Annotated in this window: 17 protein-coding genes and 2 pseudogenes; 14 read left to right on the top strand and 5 right to left on the bottom strand. The window is 72.1% G+C overall.

What is annotated here, in order from left to right:
* Nucleotide 1 precedes the first annotated feature (1 nt).
* A complete protein-coding gene (cydD, locus tag ACRAWC_RS03780) occupies nucleotides 2-1,627 on the top strand; it encodes a thiol reductant ABC exporter subunit CydD (RefSeq protein WP_431346540.1) in 1,626 nt (541 codons plus the stop codon).
* Nucleotides 1,614-3,332, top strand: coding sequence for a thiol reductant ABC exporter subunit CydC (gene cydC / locus ACRAWC_RS03775; RefSeq protein ID WP_431346539.1), 1,719 nt, complete (start codon nucleotides 1,614-1,616; stop codon nucleotides 3,330-3,332). Before cydD ends, cydC begins: the two co-directional genes overlap by 14 nt.
* Nucleotides 3,333-3,488: 156 nt before the next feature.
* Here cydC and ACRAWC_RS03770 read toward each other — a convergent pair whose 3' ends face one another.
* The gene (locus ACRAWC_RS03770) at nucleotides 3,489-4,274 is read right to left on the bottom strand and encodes an aminotransferase class IV (RefSeq protein WP_431346538.1); all 786 of its coding nucleotides are present in this window, start codon (nucleotides 4,272-4,274) and stop codon (nucleotides 3,489-3,491) included.
* Nucleotides 4,275-4,329: 55 nt separating this feature from the next.
* Between ACRAWC_RS03770 and ACRAWC_RS03765 the strand changes: the two genes are divergently transcribed.
* From ACRAWC_RS03765 to holA, 5 genes and pseudogenes are all read left to right on the top strand, one after another.
* Nucleotides 4,330-5,781, top strand: a complete 1,452-nt coding sequence (locus ACRAWC_RS03765) for an anthranilate synthase component I family protein (RefSeq protein WP_431346537.1) — start codon at nucleotides 4,330-4,332, stop codon at nucleotides 5,779-5,781.
* 84 nt (nucleotides 5,782-5,865) lie between these two features.
* Nucleotides 5,866-8,454 (top strand): leucine--tRNA ligase, encoded by a 2,589-nt coding sequence (gene leuS, locus ACRAWC_RS03760; RefSeq protein WP_431346536.1) that lies wholly within the window; start codon nucleotides 5,866-5,868, stop codon nucleotides 8,452-8,454.
* Nucleotides 8,455-8,571: 117 nt separating this feature from the next.
* A complete protein-coding gene (locus ACRAWC_RS03755) occupies nucleotides 8,572-9,225 on the top strand; it encodes a helix-hairpin-helix domain-containing protein (protein ID WP_431346535.1) in 654 nt (217 codons plus the stop codon).
* Nucleotides 9,225-11,069 (top strand): annotated as a pseudogene (locus ACRAWC_RS03750) (ComEC/Rec2 family competence protein); the annotation flags it as partial. The gene ACRAWC_RS03755 and the pseudogene ACRAWC_RS03750, both read left to right, overlap by 1 nt.
* Nucleotides 11,070-11,783: 714 nt before the next feature.
* A complete protein-coding gene (holA, locus tag ACRAWC_RS03745) occupies nucleotides 11,784-12,764 on the top strand; it encodes a DNA polymerase III subunit delta (protein ID WP_431346578.1) in 981 nt (326 codons plus the stop codon).
* Between the two features lie 120 nt (nucleotides 12,765-12,884).
* Here the strand turns inward: holA and rpsT are convergent, their stop codons facing one another.
* Together rpsT and ACRAWC_RS03735 are read right to left on the bottom strand one after the other, a co-directional pair.
* Nucleotides 12,885-13,145: a 30S ribosomal protein S20 gene (gene rpsT, locus ACRAWC_RS03740; protein WP_345835022.1), complete on the bottom strand. Its 261-nt coding sequence runs from the start codon at nucleotides 13,143-13,145 to the stop codon at nucleotides 12,885-12,887.
* Nucleotides 13,146-13,302: 157 nt separating this feature from the next.
* A complete protein-coding gene (locus ACRAWC_RS03735; protein ID WP_431346534.1) occupies nucleotides 13,303-14,187 on the bottom strand; it encodes an NAD-dependent epimerase/dehydratase family protein in 885 nt (294 codons plus the stop codon).
* Nucleotides 14,188-14,244: 57 nt separating this feature from the next.
* Here ACRAWC_RS03735 and ACRAWC_RS03730 point away from each other — a divergent pair, with 57 nt between their 5' ends.
* From ACRAWC_RS03730 to hemW, 5 genes and pseudogenes are all read left to right on the top strand, one after another.
* Nucleotides 14,245-15,465 (top strand): amidohydrolase, encoded by a 1,221-nt coding sequence (locus tag ACRAWC_RS03730; protein ID WP_431346533.1) that lies wholly within the window; start codon nucleotides 14,245-14,247, stop codon nucleotides 15,463-15,465.
* Nucleotides 15,466-15,594: 129 nt separating this feature from the next.
* On the top strand, nucleotides 15,595-17,445 hold the full coding sequence (gene lepA / locus ACRAWC_RS03725; RefSeq protein WP_431346532.1) for a translation elongation factor 4: 1,851 nt from the start codon (nucleotides 15,595-15,597) through the stop codon (nucleotides 17,443-17,445).
* 153 nt (nucleotides 17,446-17,598) lie between these two features.
* A complete protein-coding gene (locus tag ACRAWC_RS03720) occupies nucleotides 17,599-18,948 on the top strand; it encodes a hypothetical protein (RefSeq protein WP_431346531.1) in 1,350 nt (449 codons plus the stop codon).
* A 78-nt stretch (nucleotides 18,949-19,026) separates the two neighbouring features.
* Complete coding sequence (locus ACRAWC_RS03715) at nucleotides 19,027-19,674, top strand: DUF1990 family protein (RefSeq protein ID WP_431346530.1); 648 nt, start codon at nucleotides 19,027-19,029, stop codon at nucleotides 19,672-19,674.
* Nucleotides 19,674-20,902 (top strand): annotated as a pseudogene (gene hemW, locus ACRAWC_RS03710) (radical SAM family heme chaperone HemW). Before ACRAWC_RS03715 ends, hemW begins: the two are co-directional and overlap by 1 nt.
* Before the next feature lie 12 nt (nucleotides 20,903-20,914).
* On the opposite strand, the gene ACRAWC_RS03705 reads toward hemW, so the two are convergent.
* On the bottom strand, nucleotides 20,915-21,304 hold the full coding sequence (locus tag ACRAWC_RS03705; RefSeq protein ID WP_431346529.1) for a DUF4870 domain-containing protein: 390 nt from the start codon (nucleotides 21,302-21,304) through the stop codon (nucleotides 20,915-20,917).
* 122 nt (nucleotides 21,305-21,426) lie between these two features.
* Complete coding sequence (locus ACRAWC_RS03700) at nucleotides 21,427-21,975, bottom strand: DUF4870 domain-containing protein (protein ID WP_431346528.1); 549 nt, start codon at nucleotides 21,973-21,975, stop codon at nucleotides 21,427-21,429.
* A gap of 219 nt (nucleotides 21,976-22,194) precedes the next feature.
* On the opposite strand from ACRAWC_RS03700, the gene hrcA reads away from it, so the two are divergent.
* Both hrcA and dnaJ read left to right on the top strand, forming a co-directional pair.
* A complete protein-coding gene (hrcA, locus tag ACRAWC_RS03695) occupies nucleotides 22,195-23,211 on the top strand; it encodes a heat-inducible transcriptional repressor HrcA (protein ID WP_431346527.1) in 1,017 nt (338 codons plus the stop codon).
* A gap of 37 nt (nucleotides 23,212-23,248) precedes the next feature.
* Nucleotides 23,249-24,361, top strand: coding sequence for a molecular chaperone DnaJ (dnaJ, locus tag ACRAWC_RS03690; RefSeq protein WP_431346526.1), 1,113 nt, complete (start codon nucleotides 23,249-23,251; stop codon nucleotides 24,359-24,361).
* The last annotated feature ends 1 nt before the right edge of the window (nucleotide 24,362 follow it).

The following is a 24,362-nucleotide window of genomic DNA, read 5'->3' as shown; positions in this document are numbered from 1 at the left end:
CGTGCGCCCGCTCGATCCCCGACTCCTCCGTTACGCAGCCGCGACGCGTGTCACGCTCGCGACCGGCGCGCTGGTCACGGTGCTGCAGACCGCGGCCGTGGTCGCCTTCGCTTGGCTGGTCACCCGGCTCGTCGTCCGGGCGATCGCGGGGGCGTCGTTCTCCGAGCTGAGCGCGCTCTTCGCCGGGCTCGTGCTCGTGGTGCTCGTGCGCGGCGTGCTGCTCTCGCTTGCGGAGTCGGTGTCGGCGCGCGGCGGGGCCTCGGTCGTCGCCCAGTTGCGCGAGCAGCTCGTCGACGCCTTCGGCCGCCTCGGACCGCAGGGGCTCGCCGGGCGCAGCAGCGCCGACCTGACCCTCGTGGCCGGGCGGGGGATGGATGCGCTCGACGGCTACTTCGCGAAGTACCTTCCCCAGCTCATCGGGACGGCGGTGGCGATGCCGCTGCTGGTGCTGGTGATCGGCTGGCAGGACCTCACCAGCGGCATCATCCTCGTGCTCACCCTTCCGCTCATCCCGGTGTTCATGGTGCTGGTCGGCTGGGCGACGCAGGCGGCGCAGAAGAAGCAGTGGGCAGCGCTCTCGACGCTCTCGCGCGGCTTCCTCGACGTCGTCGCCGGCCTCCCGACCCTCACGCTGTTCGGACGCCAGCACCGGCAGGAGGCCCGGATCCGGCAGGTGAGCGACGAATACCGCGCGCGGACGATGAAGGTGCTCCGGATGTCGTTCCTGTCCGGCTTCGTACTGGAGCTCGCCGCCAGCCTCTCGGTCGCTCTGATCGCCGTCGCGATCGGGCTGCGGCTGCTCGGCGGCTCGCTCGACCTGTCGGTCGGGCTGTTCGTGCTGCTCCTGGCACCGGAGGCCTTCCTCCCGCTGCGGAACGTCGGCGCGGCGTACCACGCGGCGACCGAAGGGATGGAGGCCGCGTCGAAGGCGTTCGAGGTGCTGGACGCGGCGCAGGAGGTCGTGCCGGAGCAGGCCGTGGACGCGGCGACGGCCGGCCTGATCTTCACGGAGGCGGCAGTGGCGTACGAGGGTCGTGCGGTGGTCGGGCCGTTCTCGGCGGAGGTGCGTCCGGGCACGGTCGCGGTGCTGAGCGCGCCGAGCGGCGCGGGGAAGTCCAGCCTCGTGGCGGCGGCGCTCGGCTTCGCGGCACACAGCGGGATGATCGCGGCGGGCGGGCGGGCCGACGCTGCGGGGCGCCGGGAGGCCATCGCCTGGGCCGGCCAGAAGCCCGGGCTGCTCGCGGGCACGATCGCGGAGAACGTCGCGCTCGGCGACCCGGCGCCCGATCGCGCGCTCGTCGTCGCGTCGCTGCGGGCGGCTGCTGCGCCGGAGCTGGACCCGGACCTCCCGCTCGGGGCCGACGGCGCCGGGCTGTCGGGCGGCCAGGCGCAGCGCGTCGCCGTCGCGCGAGCGCTCTACCGGCTGCAGGCGCGGTCCTGCCCGGTGCTGATCCTGGACGAGCCGACCTCCGCACTCGACCCGGCGACCGAGGGAGCGCTGCTGGCGTCGCTGCGGAGGATCGCGGACGACGGGGCGGCGGTGCTGGTGGTCAGCCACCGGGAGGCGGTCGTCGCGGCCTCCGACGACGTTCTGACGCTGGGGGTGCTGTCCGATGTCCGGTTCTGAGGCTGTGCGGATCGACCGGGAGCAGACCCGGCGCATCCTTCGGCTGGCGCTCCCTCCTGCACGCCGGCTCTGGGCGGCGATCGCCCTCGGCGCTCTGAGCGGCGGCAGCGCCGTCGCCCTCCTCGGTGTCTCGGCGTGGCTGATCACCCGCGCCTCCGAGCAGCCGGCGCTCCTGTACATCTCGGTGGCTGTCGTGGGGGTGCGTGCGTTCGCGCTCGGCCGCGCGTTCTTCCGCTACCTGGAGCGGCTGGCCGGACACGACGCCGCCTTCCGCCGGCTCGGCGACATCCGCGCCGACCTCTTCGCCCGGCTGGTGCCGCTCGGCCCCGACGGGGTGGGCGCGGACGACCGCCGCACAGGGAAGGCCCGCGGCGGCGAGCTGCTCTCCCGGCTGGCCGACGACGTGGACGAACTGCCCGACTTCGCGCTGCGGGTCGTGCAGCCGCTGGTGGCCGGCGGCGTGGTGGTGCTCGCGAGCGCTGTGGCCGCGTTCGTCTTCCTGCCCGCGGCCGGGCTAGCGCTCCTGCTGACGCTGGCCGCGGCCTTCGTGGTCGGCACCCTGATCAACCGGTGGGCGGCCGGCTCGGCCGAGCGCCGGATCGCCCCGCTGCGCGCCGCTCTGGCTTCCGCCGTGCATGAGCTGGTGACCGGTCTCGACCTCCTGATCGCGTTCGACGCGTTGCCGCAGGCGCGCGAGCGGGTGCGGCAGGCGAGCGAGCGGCTCACCGCAGCCGTGCGCACCCGGGCGGCCGGGCTCGGCCTGACGGCGGGCGCGGTGTCCCTTCTCGCGGGCGTCTCGACCGTGCTGGCGCTCGCCTCGGGCGTTCCCGCGCTGGAGGCCGGGCGCCTGGACGCACCGACTCTCGCGGTCGTCGCCCTGCTGCCGCTGGCGGTGTTCGAGGTGTTCGGGACCCTCCCGCTGGCGCTCGGCGCGTGGCGGCGGGTGCGGGCGAGCGCCGAGCGGATCGCGGACGCCGTGCCCGCAATCGTCCCGGGCGGCGTGCCGGTCGATGCGCCCGCCGCGAACTCGCTGACCGTGACGTCCGTGCCCGACGTGGCGCTGAGCCTCCGCACCGCGCACTGGCCGGGCGAGGACGCCCCCGTGCTCCACGCGATCGACATCGTGCTGCACGCGGGCGAGCGGGTGGTGCTGGCCGGCCCGACCGGGGCAGGCAAGACGGCGCTCGCCCATGTGCTGACCCGGTTCCTCGACCTCGACGGCGTCTACGCGATCGACGGCGTCGACGTGCGCGGCGTGCGCCAGGACGACGTGCGGCGTGTGGTCGGCCTGGTCGAGCAGCAGCCGTACCTGTTCGACTCCGACCTCCGGCAGAACCTCCTGTTCGCGCGGGACAGCGCGACCGACGCGGAGCTGCTCGCGGTGCTCGAGCGCGTCGGCCTGGGGGAGTGGGCGCGGTCCCGCGGTGGTCTCACGAGCCCGGTCGGCGAGCGCGGCGCTCTCGTCTCGGGCGGCCAGGCGCAGCGGATCGCGCTCGCCCGCGCCCTGCTGGCCGACTTCCCGGTGCTGGTCGTGGACGAGCCGACGGCGAACGTCGACGCCGCGGTCGCGGACCGGATCGTGCGCGACATCCTCTCGACGGCCGCGGACGACGGCCGCACGGTGCTGCTGATCTCGCACACCGCCGTCCCCGACGCGCTCGTGACGCGCCGCATCCACCTCGAGGCCGGCACCCTCGTCGCCTGACGGCGCTCCGAGCACCGCCGACATTCGCGCCGAATCGCGATCCGAGCGGCGTGGACATTCGCGCCGAATGCGGGCTTTGGGCCGCGGATACGCGACATTGGTGCCGAATCGCGGTTCGCGGGTGGAGGGCGATTCGTGCGGAATGTTGCGGTGCGTTCAGCGGAGCGGTCGCGCCAGCGCCCCGAAACGCGACCGCCACGCGGCCGTGCGTGCCGGGTCGTGGCCGAGCGCCGGGCCGTCCACCCACACCGTCACGTCGCGGATCCCGTGCAGCGCGTTGACGGCCCACAACGCCACGCCGTCGAGCTCGGACGGCCGCACGGCCTCCTCCTCGACCGGCACGCCGAGGGCGGCGGCGATCCCGCGCACGGTCCGCGCGGCGACGCTGTCCACGCGTGGCAGCGAGAACGGCGGCGCGCACAGCGTGTCACCGCGCCACCAGAGCAGTGCCGTGGTCGTGCCGTCGGACACCCGGCCGTCGTCCAGGATTACGGCCTCCTGAGCGCCCACCTGCTGGGCGCGCTGGCGGAGCGCGTTCAGCCGATCGATGTCCGGTCCCTTCAGGTGCGGAACGCGCCGCGGGTCGGTCGCCGCCGTCGCCACCACCAGGTCGGAGCCGAGCGGCGGCGCCGCGCGGAGCCGGAAGCGGAGCCGCAGGGCGTCCCGCTTCCGCACGAGCTCGAAGCGCGGGAACCAGCGGCCGTCGTCGGGCAGCAGCGCGACTCCCGCGTCCCAGAACGCGGCCAGCTCGTCGGCGTCGCGGATGCCCTGCTCGCGCGTCGCCTCGGCGAAGCGCTCCCGGTGGAGCCCGAGCGCGAGGACGCGCCCCTCCGCCGCCAGGAAGGAGTCCGCCGCGAGGAGCTCGGTCTCCACGACCTCGCAGTCGTCGCGGGCGGTGAGCGCGCCGGCGGCCCAGTCGAACAGGGTGGCCGAGGTGTCCATCCGTTCAGGCTAACGCCAGCCGCGCTGTCCATGCCGCCTGGTGCAGACTGGACCGGTGCTCCCGTCCCCCCGAACACACCGCCTGCGCATCCCCGTCGACACCGCCGACGCCTTCGCGGCCCTGTTCGCGACCGGCGACGCGGTCTGGCTCGACAGCGGCCCCGACGCGGAGACCGGCCGGAGCGTCATCGGTACCGGTACGCGCCTCGCGACGGCGTCGGTGGCCGAGGGGACAGTGACGGTCGACGGTCTGAGCTTCGACGGCAGCATCCTGGACGCGCTGCGGGAGGGACGCGCACTGCGCGAGGAGTCGGCAGCCACGGCCGGCTATCCGCTCGGGTGGATCGGCTGGCTCGGCTACGAGACCGGCGCCGCGTCACTCGGCGTGCCGTACGCAGCGGGTCCCGGGCTGGACGCGGCGTTCCTGTACGTCGACCGGCTCGTGGTGTTCGACCACGCGGACGGGACCGTGACCGTCCTGGACGCGACGCCGGAGGGTGCCTGGCTGCGCGAAGCCGTGGAGGTGCTCGGTGGGGCGGAAGGTGCGGCCGCGCGCTATGCGGCCGTGCATCCGGTGGCGGCGCAGGAGGGCGCCGCTCCGGACGGGAGCGCCACCGCGTCCGACGAAACCGCCGCCTCCGATACCCCCTCCGCCCCGACCTGGCGCCACTCCGCCACTGCCTACCTCGGCATGATCGCCGCCTGTCAGGAGGCCATCCGCGCGGGCGACGCCTACCAGCTCTGCCTCACCAACACCGCGACCGCCACCACGACCGCCGACCCGCTCGCCGTCCACCTCCGCCTCCGCCGCGACAGCCCCGCCCACCACGCCGGCTTCCTGCGGATGGCCGGCGAGTCTCTGGTGAGCTCCTCGCCCGAGCAGTTCCTCCTCGTCACCCCGGACGGCCAGGTGCGCACCAAGCCGATCAAAGGCACCCGCCCGCGCGCCGCGACCGTCGCCGAGGACCTCCGACTGCGCGCCGAGCTGGAGGCCAGCGAGAAGGAGCAGGCCGAGAACGTCATGATCGTCGACCTCATGCGCAACGACCTCGGGCGGGTGTGCGAGGTCGGCAGCGTCGGCGTCCGGCACCTGCTGGAGGTGGAGAGCTACGCGCAGGTGCACCAACTCGTCAGCACGGTCGAGGGGAGGCTGCGTCCTGGTCTCACCGCCGTGGACGCGCTGGCCGCCGCCTTCCCGGCCGGGTCGATGACGGGCGCCCCCAAGCTGTCCGCGATGCGCATCCTCGCCGGGCTGGAGGCCGGCCCGCGCGGTGTCTACTCGGGCTGCTTCGGCTCCCTCGGCGCGGACGGCTCCGCCGACGTCGCTATGGTCATCCGCAGCCTCCGGTTCCGCGACGGCGTCGTCACGATCGGCGCCGGGGGCGGGATCACCGCACTGTCCGTCCCCGAGGAGGAACTCGAGGAGGTCTCCATCAAGGCCGCCGCCCTCTTCCGTGCCGCCGGCCTGCGCCCTCCCGGGAACGGACCGGACCCCTCCAACGTTTAGTAACCTGGAACCTCGGGCCGCGCGCCCGAATGCCTTCTCGTCGCGATGCCCCTTCGTCCGCGGCGACATCCGAGAGAGAGTCCAGTGGCACACGAGCACGATGCAGCACCCGCACCGGTCCGCGAGGCCGGTGCGCACTACGACTTCACCGAGATCCAGAACACCTGGCTCCCGGTCTGGGACGAGCTGAAGCCGTTCTCCACGGCCGACCCCGACGACAAGCGTCCGCGCAAGTACGTGCTCGACATGTTCCCGTACCCTTCGGGCGACCTGCACATGGGCCACGCCGAGGCGTACGCCCTCGGCGACGTCATCGCCCGGTACTGGCGGCAGCAGGGCTTCAACGTCCTGCACCCGATCGGCTGGGACTCCTTCGGCCTGCCCGCCGAGAACGCCGCGATCAAGCGCGGGCTCGACCCGGCCGGCTGGACGAACGACAACATCGCCCAGCAGAAGGCGTCGATGCGCCGCTATGCCCCGAGCTTCGACTGGGACCGCGTCCTGCAGACCAGCGACCCGGCCTACTACCGCTGGAACCAGTGGCTGTTCCTGAAGCTGCACGAGAAGGGCCTGGCCTACCGCAAGGCCTCCCAGGTCAACTGGTGCCCCTTCGACCAGACCGTGCTGGCGAACGAGCAGGTCGTGAACGGCCGTTGCGAGCGCTGCGACAATCTGGTCACCAAGAAGAAGCTGACCCAGTGGTACTTCCGCATCACCGACTACGCGGACCGCCTGCTGGACGACCTGAACCAGCTGGAGGGCGCCTGGCCGTCCAAGGTGCTGTCGATGCAGCGCAACTGGATCGGCCGCTCCACCGGCGCCGACGTGCAGTTCGCGATCGAGGGCCGCACGGAGCCGGTGACGGTCTACACGACCCGTCCGGACACCCTCTACGGCGTGACCTTCATGGTGGTCGCGCCCGACTCCGACCTCGCCGCCGAGCTGGTCGCCGACGTGCGGCCGGAGGTGCGCGAGCGGTTCGACGAGTACCTGGAGGCCGTCCGCGGCACCACCGAGATGGACCGCCTGAGCTCCGACCGCGAGAAGACCGGCGTCTTCCTGGAGCGGCACGCGATCAACCCGCTGACCGGGGAGCGCATCCCGATCTGGGCGGCCGACTACGTGCTGAGCGACTACGGTCACGGCGCGATCATGGCCGTGCCCGCGCACGACCAGCGCGACCTGGACTTCGCGCGCGCCTTCGATCTGCCGGTGCGCGTCGTCGTGGACACGACGCAGCCGGTCACCGGCGCCATCCCGATCATCCACACCGACCCCGAGACGGGCGAGCCGATCCTGCCGGAGGAGGCTCCGCTGGAGAGCCCGGCGGAGACCGGCGTCGCGCTGAGCGGCGACGGCCGACTGATCAACTCGGGCCCGTTCGACGGGTTGAGCAAGTCGAACGCGATCCGCCGCGTCACGGAGGCGCTGCAAGGCTCCGGCCTGGGCGCGCCTGCGAAGAACTTCCGCCTGCGCGACTGGCTGATCTCGCGTCAGCGCTACTGGGGCACGCCGATCCCGATCATCCACTGCGAGCAGTGCGGGGAGGTCCGCGTGCCCGAGTCGGAGCTGCCGGTGCTGCTGCCGCCCGCCGAGGGTCTGGACCTGCAGCCGAAGGGCACCAGTCCGCTGGGCGGCGCGACCGACTGGGTCAACGTGGCCTGCCCGAACTGCGGCGGCCCCGCCAAGCGCGACACGGACACGATGGACACCTTCGTGGACAGCTCGTGGTACTTCCTGCGCTTCCTGAACCCCAACGACGCCACGCAGGCTTTCGACCCGCGCGAGGCGGAGAAGTGGGCGCCGGTCGACCAGTACGTGGGCGGCGTGACGCACGCCATCCTGCACCTGCTGTACTCGCGGTTCATCACCAAGGTGCTGTTCGACCTGGGCTCGATCAGCTTCACCGAACCGTTCACGGCGCTGCTGAACCAGGGCCTGGTGCTGATGGACGGCTCCGCGATGAGCAAGTCGCGCGGCAACCTGGTCAAGCTTTCCGAGCAGCTGGACGAGCACGGCGTCGACGCCGTGCGCCTGACCATGGCGTTCGCCGGACCGCCGGAGGACGACATCGACTGGGCCGACGTGTCGCCGTCCGGCAGCGCGAAGTTCCTGGCGCGGGCCTGGCGCGTGGCGCACGACGTCACGAGCGCACCCGATGTGGTGTGGAAGACGGGCGACCCGGCGCTGCGCCGCGTCACCCACCGCTTCCTGGCCGATGCTCCCGGGCTGATCGAGGCGTTCAAGTTCAACGTCGTGGTCGCGCGTCTGATGGAGCTGGTCAACGCCACCCGCAAGGCGATCGACGGCGCGGCCGGCCCGGCCGACGCCGCGGTGCGCGAGGCCGCGGAGGTCACCGCGATGGCGCTGAACCTGTTCGCGCCGTACGCGGCCGAGGACATGTGGGCGATCCTGGGCTACGAGCCTTCCGTCGCGCTGGTCCCGTGGCGCAAGCCCGACCCGACGCTGCTGATCGAGGAGTCGGTGACCGCCGTCTTCCAGGTCGACGGCAAGGTGCGCGACCGTGCCGAGGTGTCCCCGAAGATCGCGTCCGACGACCTGGAGGCGCTGGCTCGCGGGTCGGAGGCGGTGGTCCGCTCGATCGGCGACCGCGAGATCGTGAACGTGATCGTGCGGGCGCCGCGGCTGGTCAACATCGCGACGCGGGGCTGAATCCCTCCGCTTGATCCGTTGCGGCGGCGGTCCTCCACAGGAGGGCCGCCGCCGTCGCTTATCCACTGATCCGTCGCTCGCCGGTTCGCGCGTCCGCCGCGTTCGTAGCGTGAAGGGATGCGACATCGGGACGGGGAAACGGAGCGCGCGCCGTCGCGCCGGCTGAAGGTGGGGATCGGGGCGGCCACCGTGCTGTTGGTGGCCGCGTTCGTGGTGTCGGCGGTCATCTCGGGGCTGACCGGCGGACGGGAGCTGCCGGTGGCGGCGGTGACGTCGTCGGTGCCACCGTCCGTCTCCGCCCTTCCGACGCCGCACGGCGGCGCGGACGGGTCCGACGCAGAGCTCTTCGTCCACGTGTCGGGCGCGGTGAACAAACCCGGGCTGATCCGGCTGCAGGCGGGCGCACGGGTGGTCGACGCGGTGGAGGCGGCCGGCGGTTTCGCTGAGGGAGCCGACCCGGCCGGAGTGAACCTCGCGCGACGGGTCCATGACGGGGAACAGCTCCGGGCGCCGCTGGTCGGGGAGGCGGTGCCCGCGGACGCCGGCCCCGATACGGCCGGCGGCGCTGCGGCCGACGGCGCACTGGTCGATCTGAACACGGCCTCCACCACCCAGCTCGAGACCCTCCCGCGGATCGGCCCCGCGATGGCGCAGCGCATCGTCGACTGGCGGACGTCGAACGGCCGCTTCGGAGCGGTGACCGACCTCCTCAAGGTCACCGGCATCGGGCAGAAACTCTTCGACGGCATCAAGGACAAGGTGACGGTCTGATGCCCGACCTTCGACTGGCGATCCCGGCTGCGGCGCTCTGGGTGTGCTGCGGAGTGGGTGTCGGTGTTGCGGGGACGATGTCCGGTGTCGCGGTGGTCGCTGGGATGGGGGGTGTGGTCGCGTTGGCGGTGGCGCTCCTGGCCGCACGCCGAGGTGGGGGGCGTCGGCGAGGCAGGGCCTGGGGCCCGCGCCCACTCGCACCGGGTCGGCCGTGGGCGGCTGTCGCCCTCTCCTGTGCGGCCGTCGCGCTCGGCGCGTCCTGCGTCGCGGCGATGGCGCCGGGCCGCACGGACGCGGTGCTTCAGGCGGCCTCCACCCACCACGGCACCGTGGACGTCGCGCTGCGCGTCGAAAGCGCTCCGAAGCGGGCCGCACCAGGGCTGGACGGTGGAGAGCGCTGGCGGCTGCGCGGCACGACCGTCGCATCGACGACCCCTCCGGCCGGTGCGTCCGGGCCCCCTCCGTCCGGCTACACGCGCGTCCCGGCACAGCACGTCCGCGCCGGCGTCCCGGTCTCCGTCCTCGTCCCCGGCACGGCCCACTCGGTCCGCGGTTACACCGTCGGCGCGGTGATCACCGCGAGCATGAGCGTTCGCCCGAACGATCCGGGGGAGGCGACGACTTTCACTCTCCGAGCCACCGCGGCGCCGGTGGTGCGCGAGCCCCCGCTGTGGTGGCTCGCCTGGCCGGCGCCGGTCCGCGCGGACTTCGCCGACGCGGCCTCCTCGACGCCAGGCGACGGCGGCGCGCTCCTTCCCGGGCTGGCGATCGGGGACGAGACGAACGTCGGCGCCGACCTCGACGACGCGATGAAGGTGAGCGCCCTCAGTCACCTGACCGCGGTCTCCGGAGCGAACTGCGCGCTGGTGACCGGGCTCGTCTTCCTCCTCGCACGCCTGGCCGGTCTCGGCCGCCGTGGGCGCATCCTGGTGGCGGGTGTCTCGCTGGCGGCGTTCGTCGTACTGGTCGGGCCCGGCGCGAGCGTGGTCCGCGCGGCGGCGATGGCCGCCGTGGTGCTCGTGGGTCTCGCGCGCGGCCGGGTCGCCGACGGCGTCCCGGCGCTCGCCCTGGCGGTGGTCGTGCTGCTCGTCCGCGACCCGTGGCTCGCGCGCGACTACGGCTTCGCGCTCTCCGTGCTCGCCACCGCGGGACTCCTGGTCCTCGCCCGGCCGCTCGCTCACGCCCTCGGGAGGTGGCTGCCACGCGGCGTCGCGTTCGCACTCGCGGTGCCGCTGGCCGCGCAACTCGCCTGCCAGCCGGTGCTGATCCTGTTGACGCCGACGCTGCCGCTGTTCGGCGTCCTGGCCAATGCGGTCGCCGAACCGGCCGCCCCGGTCGCGACAGTCCTGGGCTGCGTGGCCTGCCTGGTGCTGCCCTGGGCGCCGGCGCTCGGGCAGGTCGTCGTGTGGCTGGCGTGGCTTCCCTCCGCTCTGATCGCGGCCGTCGCCCGGTTCAGCGCCGATCTGCCCGGCGCTGCGCTCCCGTGGCCCGACGGGATCGTGGGCGTGTCGCTGTGCGCGCTGGCGCTCGTAGCCGTCGCGGTCCTCGCGGCTCGTGCGCGGCTTCCGCGGGTCATCGTCGCCGCGGCGGCGATCGGCCTGGTCGGCGGCACGACCGTCTACGCGGGATCGGTCGGCGGGATCGGCGCCGGGCGATCCTGGGCGAGGCCGGCGGACTGGGTGTACGCGGCGTGCGACGTCGGCCAGGGCGACGCCGTCCTGCTGCGCGACAGCGGCCACGTCGGCCTGATCGACGTGGGTCGGCATCCCCAGCCGGTGACCGACTGCCTGGACACGCTCGGGATCGCCCGGCTCGACTGGGTGCTCCTGACCCACTTCGACATCGACCACGTGGGCGGCGCCGACGCAGTGCTCGGCCGCACCGAGCGCGCGATCGTCGGTGAGCCCGACCGGCCGGCGGATCACGCCCTCCTCGAGCGGCTGGCGGCGGCCGGGATCGCGGTGGACCAGGGCCACGCGGGAACCGAGGGGCTCTCGGCGCGCTGCGCTGGCGGATCGTCTGGCCGCCGCCGGTCGGGCCGGGGAGACCGCGCTGAGCGGGAACCCCGGCAGCCTCGTCGTCCGCACGGAGGGGACGGGCCTGAGCGGGCTGTTCCTCGGCGATCTCGGCGAACGCGAGCAGGAGCAGCTCACTGCGACGGGCGTCCTCGGTGCGGTCGACGTGGTGAAGGTCGCCCATCACGGCTCGGCCGACCAGAGCGCGGCGCTCTACGACACCATCCACGCGCGCCTCGGCGTGCTGTCGGTCGGGGAGGACAACGGATACGGGCACCCCACGCGCCGGGCGTTCGAGCTGCTCGCGCACTCCGGCACCGCCTCCGCTCGCACCGACCGGTCGGGGCTCCTGCTGGTGTCCGTCGGCGCAGACGGCCCCCGGCTCTGGGGCGAGCGGGCGGACGGCTCGGCCACGGAGGGCTCTGCCGGTGGTCCCCTCTATCCTTTATACGGACGAGGAGGAACGTGGCGACACGAAGCAACAGCAGGGGCGGCTCGGGCGGCTCGCGAGGCCGGGCGGCCGGTGCAGCCGCCAAGAGCGCGATCCCGCAGCTCGCCTGGAACCAGATCCGGCCGGCCCCGGTGGTCCTCGTCTCCGGCACGGAGGGCTTCCTCGCCGACCGGTCCACGAGGTTGCTGCGCGACCGCCTCAAGCAGGAAGACCCGAGCCTGGAGGTCAGCGACCTCTCGGCGGCCGACTACGCCCCGGGGGAGCTGCTCACGCTCGCGAGCCCCTCCCTGTTCGGCGAGCCGCGGCTCATCCGGGTGGACGCGGTGGAGAAGACCGGCGACGGGTTCCTCTCCGAGATGCTCGACTACCTCTCGGCTCCGGCCGACGGCGCGATCGTCGTGCTGCGGCACGCGGGCGGGGTGCGCGGGAAGAAGCTGCTCGACGCGATCCGCGCGGGCACCGGCGGGGGCGTCGAGGTGGTCTGCGCAGAGCTCAAGAAGGACACCGAGAAGTACGACTTCGCACAGGCCGAGTTCGCCGCCGCCGGCCGCAAGATCGCGCCGGGCGCCCTTCGGGCGCTGACCTCCGCCTTCACGGACGACCTGGCGGAGCTCGCCGCCGCGTGTCAGCAGCTCATCGCCGACGCGGCCGAGCAGATCACCGAGGCCACTGTCGACAAGTACTACGGCGGACGGGTCGAGACCAACGCGTTCCAGGTCGCGGACCAGGCGATCGCGGGCCGCTACGGCGAGGCACTGGTGACGATGCGGCATGCGCTGGCGTCCGGGGCCGACCCGGTGCCGATGGTGGCGGCGTTCGCGAGCAAGATCCGCACGATGGCGAAGATCTCCGGTGCGCGAGGCGGGTCGGGCCAGCTCGCGCAGCAGTTCGGGCTCGCCCCGTGGCAGGTCGATCGTGCCCGGCGCGACCTGTCCGGCTGGACCGAGGACGGCCTCGGCCGTTGCATCGAGGTGCTCGCCGAGACCGACGCCAACGTGAAGGGCGGCGGTCGCGATCCGGTGTTCGCGCTGGAGCGGATGATCCGCATCGTCAGCGCCCGCGGCCGCGCCTGATCGCCGCTGGTCGCCGTCGCGCATTCGGGAGCTCCCGCACACGCAGCGAGCCCCCGCTCCCGTGTTCACGGGGCGGGGGCTCGTCGCGGCGCGGGACAGGTCCCGCGAGCGGTCACCGTGTCAGAGCGCGGCGACCTGCTTGGCGATGGCCGACTTGCGGTTCGCCGCCTGGTTCTTGTGGATGACGCCCTTGCTGGCGGCCTTGTCGATCCGCTTCGCAGCAACGCGCAGCGCCGCGGTCGCCTTCTCCTTGTCGCCGGCGACGACGGCCTCGCGCGTGGCGCGGATCGCCGTCTTGAGCTGGCTCTTGACCGCCTTGTTGCGCTCCTGCGCCTTCTTGTTGGTCTTGTTGCGCTTGATCTGCGACTTGATGTTTGCCACGAATGGTTACTTTCGTTCGAAGTGAGTATCGGATGTGCCGCTCAGCGAGAGAGGGCGCCTTGCGGCGTTCGTGCGGGACACCCACACGCAAGCCAACAAACAACTTTACCAGCGGCCGACGGTTCCGCCAAAACGCGTGCAAGCCGAGCTGTACCCGTCAGGCGCGTGCGAACTCCGGCGCGTAGCTCCCGGTCGCGATCTCGTCGGCGAGCGCCGGACCGTTCGGCTCCCAGCCGAGGTCGATCCGCGCCTTCGTGCCGCGAGCCTGCTGGTCGAGCAGCAGCGCCTCGGCGAGCCCCGCGCCCAGCCGCTCCTCGGTCTCGGCGACCGTCTCCGCCACCGTCCCGGACGCCCCTGCAGCGGTCGCGGCGAGCTCCCCGAGCTCCCGCACGGTCGGGTTGGCTCCGCTCGCGCCGATGTACGCGGAGCCCGCCGCCCCGTTCTCGAGCGCGAGCACGTACAGGGCGGCGAGGTCGTCCACGTGCACCGTCGCCCAGTGCTGCGATCCGTCGCCGATCAGCCGCAACGGCGCGCCGTCGCCCGCGTCGCGCGGCGCGTCGACGATCACGCGGGCCAGACCCTTGCCGTGGCCGTAGACGATCGAGGGGACGACGACCGTCCCGCGTACGCCGGCCGCGCCGACCACCAGCGCCTCGGTCGCCCCGCGCCACGCGGTCAGCGCCGGCGGCGCCGCGGGGGAGTCCTCGGCGATGTCGGCGTTCGAGCCGTAGGTCCAGACGCCCCCGGTGTGCACGAACGGCTTGCCCGAGCCGGCGAGTCCCTCCAGCGCGGCCGGGACGAACACCGGGTCCACCTCGGAGCCGGAGGCCAGGTGGATGACCCCGTCGCTCGCGCGCGCCAGCCGGGTCACGAGCTCCACGTCGCTCGCGTCGCCCACCACGGCGGTGGCGCCGGCGGCCCGCACCGCGTCGGCCTTGGCCTCGTCGCGGACGAGGGCGGTGACGCTGTGGCCTTCTTCGAGGAGGCGGGGGAGGACGGAGGATCCGATGTAGCCGGTCGAGCCGGTCAGAAGAATGGTCATGCCAGGGGACAACGCAGCGGGCCCGCGCCCATTCCCGTGAAGCGTAGGCTCGATTCCATGACTCGTGCCAGCATCGCCATCGTCAACGCCCACGTCGTCCCGATCGCCGGAGTCGCGATCGAGAAGGGCACGGTGATCGTCGAGAACGGCAGGATCACCACGGTCGGCCCGACGACGGAGGTCGCCGTCCCCGACGGCGTCCGCGTGGTGGACGCGAGCGGCAAGTGGGTGCTCCCCGGCTTCGTCGAGGCGCACGGGCATGTCGGCATCCACGAGGAGGCCAACGGCCCCGCCGGTGACGACACCAACGAGATGACCACGCCGAACACCGCCGCCGTGCGCGCGATCGACGCCGTCAACATCGACGACGAGGGCTTCCGCGACGCGCTCGCGGGCGGTGTGACCGCCATCGTCGTGAAGCCCGGCTCCGGCAACCCGATCGGCGGCCAGACCGTCGCGATCAAGAGCTGGGGCGGCCGGACCATCGACGAGCAGGTGATCAAGGAGGCCGTCAGCGTCAAGTCCGCCCTCGGCGAGAACCCGAAGCGCGTCTACGGCGGCAAGAACCAGACCCCGAGCACGCGGCTGGGCGTCGCCATGATCATCCGCGAGGCGTTCGTGGACGCTCAGAACTATGCCGCCTCGCGCGCGGAAGCCGAGCGCGACGGCAAGGCGTTCGCGCGCGACCTGACCAAGGAGACGCTGGCGCGCGTCCTCGCCGGCGAGCTGGTCTGGGACCAGCACACCCACCGCCACGACGACATCGCGACCGCGATCCGGCTCGCCGACGAGTTCGGCTACAAGCTCGTCGTCAACCACGGCACCGAGGCGCACAAGATCGCCGACGTCCTCGCCGAGCGCGACATCCCGGTCATCTTCGGCCCGATGTTCACCTCGCGCTCCAAGGTCGAGCTGCGCGACCGCGCCATCGCCAACCTCGCGCACATCGCCGCCGCGGGCGTCCGCGTCGCGATCACCACCGACCACCCCGTCGTGCCGATCAACTTCCTGGTGCACCAGGCGTCGCTCGCGGTGAAGGAGGGGCTGCCGCGGGAGACCGCGCTGGAGGCTCTGACCGTGAACCCGGCGTCGTTCCTCGGCCTGGGCGACCGGGTCGGCGCGCTGAAGCCCGGGCTGGACGGCGACATCGTCGTCTGGTCGGGCGACCCGCTGGACGTGAACTCCCGTGCCGAGCTCGTGGTCATCGACGGCGCAGAGGTCTACCGCTGGGAGGACGGCGCCGGCCGCGTCGTCGAGCGCGCCGAGCGCTTCGCCTGACCCCGACCGCGACCCGCCGGCCACCCGTCGAGTACGCGAATGGTCCGCGTACTCGGCGGTTTTCGCCTGATTTCGCGCGTACTCGGCGGTTCGGGTGGCGGGTGCGGTTCGTGGGAGAATGAGCGCACAATGTCACCACGAGCCCTGAAGCCACTCGAGCCCGCCGCGACCGACCCGGCCTCCATCCGCAACTTCTGCATCATCGCGCACATCGACCACGGCAAGTCGACGCTGGCCGACCGGATGCTGCAGATCACCGGAGTGGTCTCCGACCGCGACATGCGCGCGCAGTACCTCGACCGCATGGACATCGAGCGCGAGCGCGGCATCACGATCAAGAGCCAGGCTGTCCGGATGCCGTGGGCCGTCGAGGGCGACACCTTCGCGCTCAACATGATCGACACCCCGGGTCACGTGGACTTCACCTACGAGGTGTCCCGGTCGCTCGCCGCCTGCGAGGGCGCCATCCTGCTCGTGGACGCCGCGCAGGGCATCGAAGCCCAGACGCTCGCCAACCTCTACCTGGCGCTGGAGAACGATCTCACGATCATCCCGGTGCTGAACAAGATCGACCTCCCCGCGGCCGACCCCGAGAAGTACGCGCAGGAGCTCGCCAGCTTGATCGGCGGCCGCCCGGAGGACGTGTTGCGGGTCTCCGGCAAGACGGGCATGGGCGTTGAGGCCCTGCTCGACCGGGTCGTGCAGGAGATCCCCGCGCCGGTCGGCGTCGCCGACGCTCCCGCGCGCGCCATGATCTTCGACTCCGTCTACGACAGCTACCGCGGCGTGGTCACCTATGTGCGCATGGTGGACGGCAAGCTCAGCCCGCGCGAGCGCATCCAGATGATGTCGACCAGGGCGACCCACGAGATCCTGGAGATCGGCGTCTCCGCCCCCGAGCCGACCCCGTCGAAGGGCCTCGGCGTCGGCGAGGTCGGCTACCTGATCACCGGCGTGAAGGACGTCCGCCAGTCCAAGGTCGGCGATACCGTCACCACCGCGACGAAGCCCGCGACCAACGCCCTCGCCGGCTACACCGAGCCCAAGCCGATGGTGTTCTCCGGCCTGTACCCGATCGACGGCAGCGACTACCCCGAACTCCGCGAGGCGCTGGACAAGCTGAAGCTGTCCGACGCCGCGCTCGTGTACGAGCCGGAGACCTCGGTCGCGCTCGGCTTCGGCTTCCGGTGCGGGTTCCTCGGACTGCTGCACCTGGAGATCGTCACCGAGCGACTGGAGCGCGAGTTCGGCCTCGACCTGATCACCACGGCGCCGAGCGTGATCTACGAGGTCACGACCGAGGACAAGAAGGTCGTCACCGTCACGAACCCGAGCGAGTTCCCCGGCGGCAAGATCGACCGAGTGGAGGAGCCGGTCGTCAAGGCGGCCATCCTCGCGCCGAAGGACTACGTCGGCGTCATCATGGAGCTCTGCCAGGGCCGCCGTGGCACGCTGCTCGGGATGGAGTACCTCGGCGAGGACCGCGTCGAGATCCGCTACACCATGCCCCTCGGCGAGATCGTCTTCGACTTCTTCGACCAGCTCAAGAGCAAGACCGCCGGTTACGCGTCGCTCGACTACGAGCCGTTCGGCGAGCAGGAGGCCGACCTGGTGAAGGTCGACATCCTCCTCCAGGGCGAGACGGTCGATGCGTTCAGCGCGATCGTCCACCGCGACAAGGCGTACGCCTATGGCACGATGATGGCCGGCCGGCTGCGCGAGCTGATCCCGCGCCAGCAGTTCGAGGTCCCCATCCAGGCCGCGATCGGCGCCCGCATCATCGCTCGCGAGAACATCCGCGCGATGCGCAAGGACGTGCTCGCGAAGTGCTACGGCGGCGACATCACCCGAAAGCGCAAGCTCCTCGAGAAGCAGAAAGAGGGCAAGAAGCGCATGAAGATGGTGGGCCGCGTCGAGGTGCCGCAGGAGGCGTTCATCGCGGCGCTGTCGGGCGACACCGAGAAGAAGGACAAGAAGTAGCGCTCGACGCTCCGCTCGCCGCTGCACGATGCCGAATCGTTATGGCGGCGCACTGCGGCGAGAGACGCGTGGGCCACTAGCCTGAGAGCGCGCTCATGCAAGCGCCGGACGCAGCGTTCACGCCTGGCCGTTGGATCGACCAGGGGGACGACCATGAGCGGCACACAGCCGACGGATGACAGCGGGCGCGCAGCGGACGGATCGACCACGAGCTCATCGAGCGAGGGCGGCCGGTGGTCACGCCTCTGGACGGGCCGTCGCCGCCCGATCACCATCACCGCGACCGTCGCGGCCGTGGCGCTGATCGCGTCCGCATCCGTCGTCGGGTATCAGCTCACGTCGGCGCAGGCAGACGCGAACCACGGCGCAGTGACCGCCTCGACGCAGAGCACCGCCACCTCATCGCCGACCGAAGCGCCCACTCCCACGGCGACAGCCGCGGCGACCCCGACAGCGACTCCGACCCCCGCGCCCACGACGGCGCAGCCGTCGCCGTTCCCGCCCGACGCGGCGCCCGCGGTCATTCCGTTCGACGTGCCGACGCAGCCCGCGCAGGTGCTTCCGGTGGACTGCGCCGGGCTCGTCCCCGAGTCGGTCCGCGTCGAGGCGCTGGGCGACGCGGGTCACCTGTTCAAGACCGGAGGCCCGGCGGACGACTCCATGGTCGCCGCCGAACGGCAGGCGGGCGTACTGCGCTGCGTGTGGTTCAACGGCACCCAGTCCGCCTCGCTGGAGCTCACGGTGCTCCCGAACGGCCTCAACGACTTCCGGACGTACTCCACCGCCACCGTCGGCACCTACGGCTCGGTCCAGCTCGGCCCGGACTCCCGGGTGACCTGTGACGCCGCGTCGCCGACCTCGGTGTGGAGCTGCCGTGGCGGCTTCGTCCCCGCCGGCGACTGGGTGGAGTTCAACTTCGGCGGCGCTCGCACCGGTGTCCCTGCCGCACAGGTCGTCCTCGGCCACCTGGCCGACGCGATCACGGCGTCGCTCACCGCCGCCGGTCCGTCGCGACCGGTCGAGTCCCTCCCGGCGGGAACGCCGCGCGGCTGGACGAGCTGCAGCCTGTGGGACAGCGACGGGCTGCGCACCGCCATGGCCGCGCCCGCTCTTGCCGCGCCGTACGCCTCCGACTTCGCGTTCGACATGACGCACGCCGCTCTCGACCGCCTGGGCTGGGCCGACTGCAACTGGACGGTGCCCGGGCTCAACGGGTTGACCCGCGTCTCGGTGAGCGTCCTCCCCGGCGGCGGCTGGGCCGTGCCGGAGCTGGCCGCAGCCAGCGCCGCGTATCCGTCCGGCACGAACCGGATCGTGGCCGTCCCCGGAGCCCAGGCCGCTACCCTCACGTGCTTCCCCGCCTCCGGAAACTGTTTCCTCCGCGCGTCCGTGAGGGGAACCCTGCTGACCATCACGACTGTCACCCTGAACGGCGCCGGCCGCGACGCGACGAGCGACGCGATCAGCGCGGCGACGTGGCTGGTCGCCCACCTCCCCGCCTGACCGGAGGCGGCGCAGGACGGTCGGGTCCGGACGGTATCGGGTTCGCGAACTTCGCCGGATTGCCGCAGGATAGATGCCATGCGCCGCACCAGCTTCACCGACCAGCCCGTCACGTACGGGTTCATCGGCGGCACGCAGGCCGCTGACCTGCTCTACTATCCGCCGAAGGGGTACCGGCCGCTGGAGCGGAAGGTGCGGCTGGGCAGCGGCGAGGAGCGGTTCGAGTCCGCGGCGGCCGCGCTCATGAGCTGGGGCGTGCAGCGCAACAGCGGCATCCGGGTCACCGAGGTGAACGAGGGCACCGGCGTCCAGTACGAGGGCATCGAGTTCGACGAGGACGGAACGCCCAAGCGGATGCGCGAGCACAAGACGGCAGAGGACGTCTTCGCCGACGACGGCACGCCCTTCATCCAGAACGGGATGACCGCCGTGCTCAAGGTGCCGTTCGGGCCGTTCAAGGTGTCCGCGCCCTGCCGGGTCGTCTACGTGGTCGACGAGCCGCACCGGCGCGGGTTCGCCTACGGAACCCTCAAGGGGCATCCGGAGAGCGGCGAGGAGGCCTTCCTGGTCGAGATGCGCGACGACGGGACCGTCTGGTTCGTGCTGCGTGCATTCTCCCGGCCGTCCAACGCGTTCTACCGGCTCGCCTCGCCGGTGCTGCGTGCCACGCAGGCACGGTTCACCAAGCGTTACCTGCGTTCGCTGCTGCCCGCGCGGGCGGCCTGATGCCCGGCGTCCTCCCGCTCGGGGGTCCGGCGCCGGCCGACGGTCTCCTCCCCGCGAGCGCCGCAGACGGCGCCGCGGAGCGCGACTTTGGCGTGTATCTGCACGTGCCGTTCTGCCGGGTGCGCTGCGGGTACTGCGACTTCAACACGTACACGGCCACCGAGCTGCGCGGCGTCGCCCAATCCGACTACGCCGGCCACGCCGTCCGGGAGGTCGGCTTCGCCCGGGAAGCGCTGGAGCGCAGCGGGGTCGCTGCGCGGGAGGTATCGACGGTCTTCTTCGGCGGCGGCACGCCCACCCTGCTGCCGCCCGACGACCTCGGAGCCATGCTCGGCGCGGTCCGCGACGCGTGGGGATCGCCCCCGGCGCGGAGGTGACCACGGAGGCCAACCCCGACTCGGTCGACGCCGCCGACCTCCGGCGGCTGGCCGACGCCGGTTTCACCCGGGTCTCGTTCGGGATGCAGTCCGCAGTGCCGAGCGTGCTGGCGACCCTGGAGCGCACCCACGACCCGGAGCGGGTCCCGCTCGTCGTCCGCTGGGCGCGGGAGGCCGGCCTTCAGGTCAGCCTCGACCTCATCTACGGCACGCCCGGCGAGACCGTGGACGACTGGTCGCGGTCGCTCGACGCCGCGCTGGCGTGCGAGCCGGACCATGTGTCGGCGTACGCGCTGATCGTCGAACCCGGCACGAAGCTGGCACGGCAGATCCACTCCGGCACGGTGCAGGAGCCGGACGACGACCTGGAGGCCGACATGTACGAGCTGGCGGACGCCCGGCTCGGTGCGGCGGGCTACGGCTGGTACGAGGTCAGCAACTGGGCGACCGACGACGCGCACCGCTCGCGGCACAACCTGGCCTACTGGCTCGGGCACGACTGGTGGGGCGTCGGACCCGGCGCGCACAGCCACGTCGGCGGGGTCCGCTGGTGGAACGTGAAGCATCCCGCCGCCTATGCTCAGCGCGTGCTGGCGGGGGAGTCCCCGGCGGCCGGGCGGGAGACGCTCGACCGCGAGACGCGGCGGGTGGAGCGCGTGCTGCTGCTCACCCGCATCCGGGAGGGGCTGCGCACGGACGAACTGACCGCCGGCGGCCGCCGCGCCGTCGCCGGCTTGATCGCCGATGGTCTGGTGGACGCGAAAGCCGCCCTCGCCGGGACTGTGGTGCTGACCCTGCGGGGGCGGCTGCTGGCGGACGCCGTCGTGCGACGGCTGCTCGCCGAGGAGTAGCGCGGCGAGGCTCTAGCTGAGGAACCTGATCGCGATCGGGTACGAGTAGTACTGGCCCTGGTTCGCCTTGATCGCCGCGATGATGCTGAAGACGATGTTCAGCACCCAGACGGCCAGGATGATGATGAGTCCGATGCCGACGATGCTGAGGATCCATCCGACGACGGTGGCGATCGCCAGCGTGATCTGGAAGTTCAGCGCGGTCGCGGTGTGCGAGCGGATGAACGGGCCGCGGTCCTTGAGCACGAGGTAGCCGACGAGGGCGGGGATGAAGCTGAACAGGATGCCGCCCACGTGGATGAGCGTCGCCCACAGCTTCTCGTCTGCCGGGCTGAGCTGCGGCTGCTGACCGCCGTACGGCTGCTGCGGGGGCGGCGGCGGGGGCGGGGGCGTTGCGGACATGATCGTGTTCTCCTCCGGTGATGGGAATGACGCGTCTCAGCCTAGGGGGCGGACGGCGATCCTGAGAAGGAGCCGAAAGCCCTTCTCGCGGATCGACCGTCCGCGCGCGTCGAGGCGACGCGCTACTTGATGAAACGGAAGTTCAGCGGATACCGGTAGGTGCCTCCGCTGTTCACGCGCACGAACCCGAGGATCGAGAACACCAGGTTGACGATGTAGAGCACCCACGGGATGAGGAGGCTGAACAGCAGATAGCCGATCCCGAACGTGAACGTGCCGATGATCACGCCGAGGATCTGGGAGACGACCCAGGCCAGGATCCAGGTGATCTGCCAGTTCAGCGCTTCCTTGGCCTCCTGGTTCGTCAGCTGGCCCCGGTCCTTGAACACGAGCCAGATGATGAGAGAGGGGAGGAACCAGAGGATCCCGCCGAGGTGGGCGAAGGACGCCCACTGCTTGTCCTGAGCCGGATCGAGGGGAGCGGCGGCGGCCGCATACTGCTGGGGCGGCGGGACGGCGCCGGCCGGCTGGCCGGCCGGGGCCGAGTAGGGCTGCTGGGGAGGAACCGCGCCGGCGGGCTGGCCGGGCTGCTGGCCGGGCTGCTGGCCGTATGGCTGTTGAGGGGGCTGTTCGCCCTGGCCCTCGGCCGGGGGCTGGTTCGGGTCTGACATGAGGAGAACCCTTTCGTGGGCGGCTGCGGGGGCTTTCCTGAGCCGGTGCGCACAGGGTACTGCGCCGGAGCCGCGCAGTAAATGATCCGTGTGGCGCCGTGACCGCCCTCCGACGCCGACGCGTTATGATTAGCACTCAGGATCATCGAGTGCCAGCGCATTCGGTGCCGTCCCGTGCTCGATCCTCGGGTGCCGAAGCGACGACAGGAGGCGGTTCGCGTGGTCTCGGAACGCAGTCTGGAAGTGCTCCGCGTCATCGTCCAGGACTATGTCGCCTCGCGGGAGCCGGTCGGCTCCAAGAGCATCGTGGAGCGGCACGCGTTCGGCGTCTCCGCGGCGACCATCCGCAACGACATGGCCCTCCTCGAGGAGGAGGAGCTGATCGCCGCACCGCACACCTCCTCCGGCCGGGTGCCGACGGACAAGGGCTACCGGCTCTTCGTGGACCATCTCGCGGAGGCCCGGCCGTTGTCGGCCGCGCAGCGCACCGCGATCGAGGCGTTCCTCGGCCAGTCGGTCGACCTGGACGACGTGCTCTCCCGCACGGTCCGGCTGCTGTCGCAGCTCACCAACCAGGTCGCCCTCGTGCAGTACCCGTCGGTGGCGCGCTCGCGCATCCGCCACATCGAGCTGGTCGCGCTCGGCTCCCGCCGGTTGCTGAGTGTGCTCATCACCGACTCCGGCGCGGTCGAGCAACGCGTGATCGAGCTGCAGGAGGAGCTGGACGACGCCGAGATCGCCGAGATCCGCGGCGCGATCAACGGCGCTGCGGCCGGGCTCGCGCTGGCGGACGCGGCCGTGCGGCTGCGCGACCTCCCCGGCCATCTGACGGATCGCACCCGTGCGCTCGTCGCACCGGTGGCCGGCGCCCTGCTCGACCAGATCGCCGCCAACCGGCAGGACAAGCTGGTCATGGCGGGCGCGGCCAACCTCGCGCGGACCGAGACCGACTTCCCCGGCTCCATCACACCGGTGCTGGAGGCCATCGAGGAGCAGGTCGTCCTGCTGCGGCTCTTCGACGAGATGGCGCTCGACCAGCACGGGGTCGCGGTCAGCATCGGCCGTGAGAACGCCGTCATCGGGCTGACCGAGACCTCGGTCATGTCGAGCGGCTACAGCTCGGGCTCCGACCTGGCCCGCGTGGGCCTGCTCGGGCCGCTCCGCATGGACTACTCGGGCAACATGGCCGCGGTGAGAGCCGTGGCACGCTACCTCTCCCGCCTCCTCGGCGACTGACGAACTCCGACGCAACGAAAAGAAGGAACAGCCTTACGTGGCCGACCACTACGAAGTCCTCGGCGTTGACCGCAACGCCACCCCCGACGAGATCAAGAAGGCGTACCGCCGGCTCGCGCGCGAGCTGCACCCGGACGTCAACCCGAGCTCCGAGGCGCAGGAGCGCTTCAAGCTCGTGACCCACGCCTACGACGTGCTGAGCGACCCGCAGCAACGGCAGCAGTACGACCTGGGCGGCCCGACCGGCTTCGGCGGCGGGGGCGCGGGCGACTTCGCCGGCTTCGGCGACATCTTCGAGACCTTCTTCGGCGGGGGAGGCGGGGCGACCCGCGGTCCTCGCTCCCGGCGCGAGCGCGGCCAGGACGCCCTGCTGCGGGTGGAGGTCGAGCTCGAGGAGGTCGTCTTCGGCACGCACCGCGAACTGGACGTGGACACGGCGGTCGTCTGCGAGACCTGCAACGGCTCGTGCTGCCAGCCCGGCACCGCGCCGGTGACCTGCGACATCTGCCACGGCACCGGCAGCATCCAGCGTTCGGTGCGCTCCCTGCTCGGCAACGTGATGACCTCCAGCCCGTGCGGAAGCTGCCGCGGCTACGGCACGGTCATCGCAACGCCGTGCGTGACCTGTCAGGGCCAGGGCCGCGTCCGCGCGCGCCGCACCGTCCCGGTGGACATCCCCGCCGGCGTCGACACCGGCCTCCGGCTGCAGATGCCGGGCTCCGGCGAGGCCGGTCCCGCCGGCGGCCCGAACGGCGACCTGTACCTGGAGATCAAGGTCAAGCACCACGACGTGTTCAGCCGCGACGGCGACGATCTGCTCTGCACCCTGGAGCTGTCGATGGCCGACGCGATCCTCGGCACCACGGCGACCGTGAAGGCGCTCGACGGCGACATCCGCCTGGAGCTGAAGCCGGGGACCCAGAGCGCCGACATCATCTCGGTGAAGGACCGCGGAATCACGCATCTTCGCGGCAGCGGCCGCGGCGATCTGCGGGTGGGCATCCAGGTGGTGACGCCGACGAAGCTCGACCACAAGGAGAAGGAGCTGATCAAGAAGTTCGCCGCCACCCACCACAACCCGGAGCCGTCGCTCGCGCGCTTCCAGCAGGGCCTGTTCGCGAAGCTCCGCGACCGCTTCCTCAACCTCTGAG

The organism is Leifsonia sp. L25, from assembly GCF_050632895.1.
Note: the sequence above shows the minus strand (reverse complement) of the source record. Positions and strands in the feature narration are given on the sequence as shown.

What these genes read in the sequence shown, in the direction of transcription:
- ACRAWC_RS03770 (WP_431346538.1), bottom strand. Translation starts at nt 4,274, where the DNA reads ATGGACACCTCGGCCACCCTGTTCGACTGGGCCGCCGGCGCGCTCACC.
- ACRAWC_RS03735 (WP_431346534.1), bottom strand. Translation starts at nt 14,187, where the DNA reads ATGACCATTCTTCTGACCGGCTCGACCGGCTACATCGGATCCTCCGTC.
- ACRAWC_RS03730 (WP_431346533.1), top strand. Translation starts at nt 14,245, where the DNA reads ATGACTCGTGCCAGCATCGCCATCGTCAACGCCCACGTCGTCCCGATC.
- ACRAWC_RS03700 (WP_431346528.1), bottom strand. Translation starts at nt 21,975, where the DNA reads ATGTCAGACCCGAACCAGCCCCCGGCCGAGGGCCAGGGCGAACAGCCC.
- lepA (WP_431346532.1), top strand. Translation starts at nt 15,595, where the DNA reads ATGTCACCACGAGCCCTGAAGCCACTCGAGCCCGCCGCGACCGACCCG.
- cydC (WP_431346539.1), top strand. Translation starts at nt 1,614, where the DNA reads ATGTCCGGTTCTGAGGCTGTGCGGATCGACCGGGAGCAGACCCGGCGC.
- ACRAWC_RS03720 (WP_431346531.1), top strand. Translation starts at nt 17,599, where the DNA reads ATGAGCGGCACACAGCCGACGGATGACAGCGGGCGCGCAGCGGACGGA.
- ACRAWC_RS03705 (WP_431346529.1), bottom strand. Translation starts at nt 21,304, where the DNA reads ATGTCCGCAACGCCCCCGCCCCCGCCGCCGCCCCCGCAGCAGCCGTAC.
- ACRAWC_RS03715 (WP_431346530.1), top strand. Translation starts at nt 19,027, where the DNA reads ATGCGCCGCACCAGCTTCACCGACCAGCCCGTCACGTACGGGTTCATC.
- ACRAWC_RS03755 (WP_431346535.1), top strand. Translation starts at nt 8,572, where the DNA reads ATGCGACATCGGGACGGGGAAACGGAGCGCGCGCCGTCGCGCCGGCTG.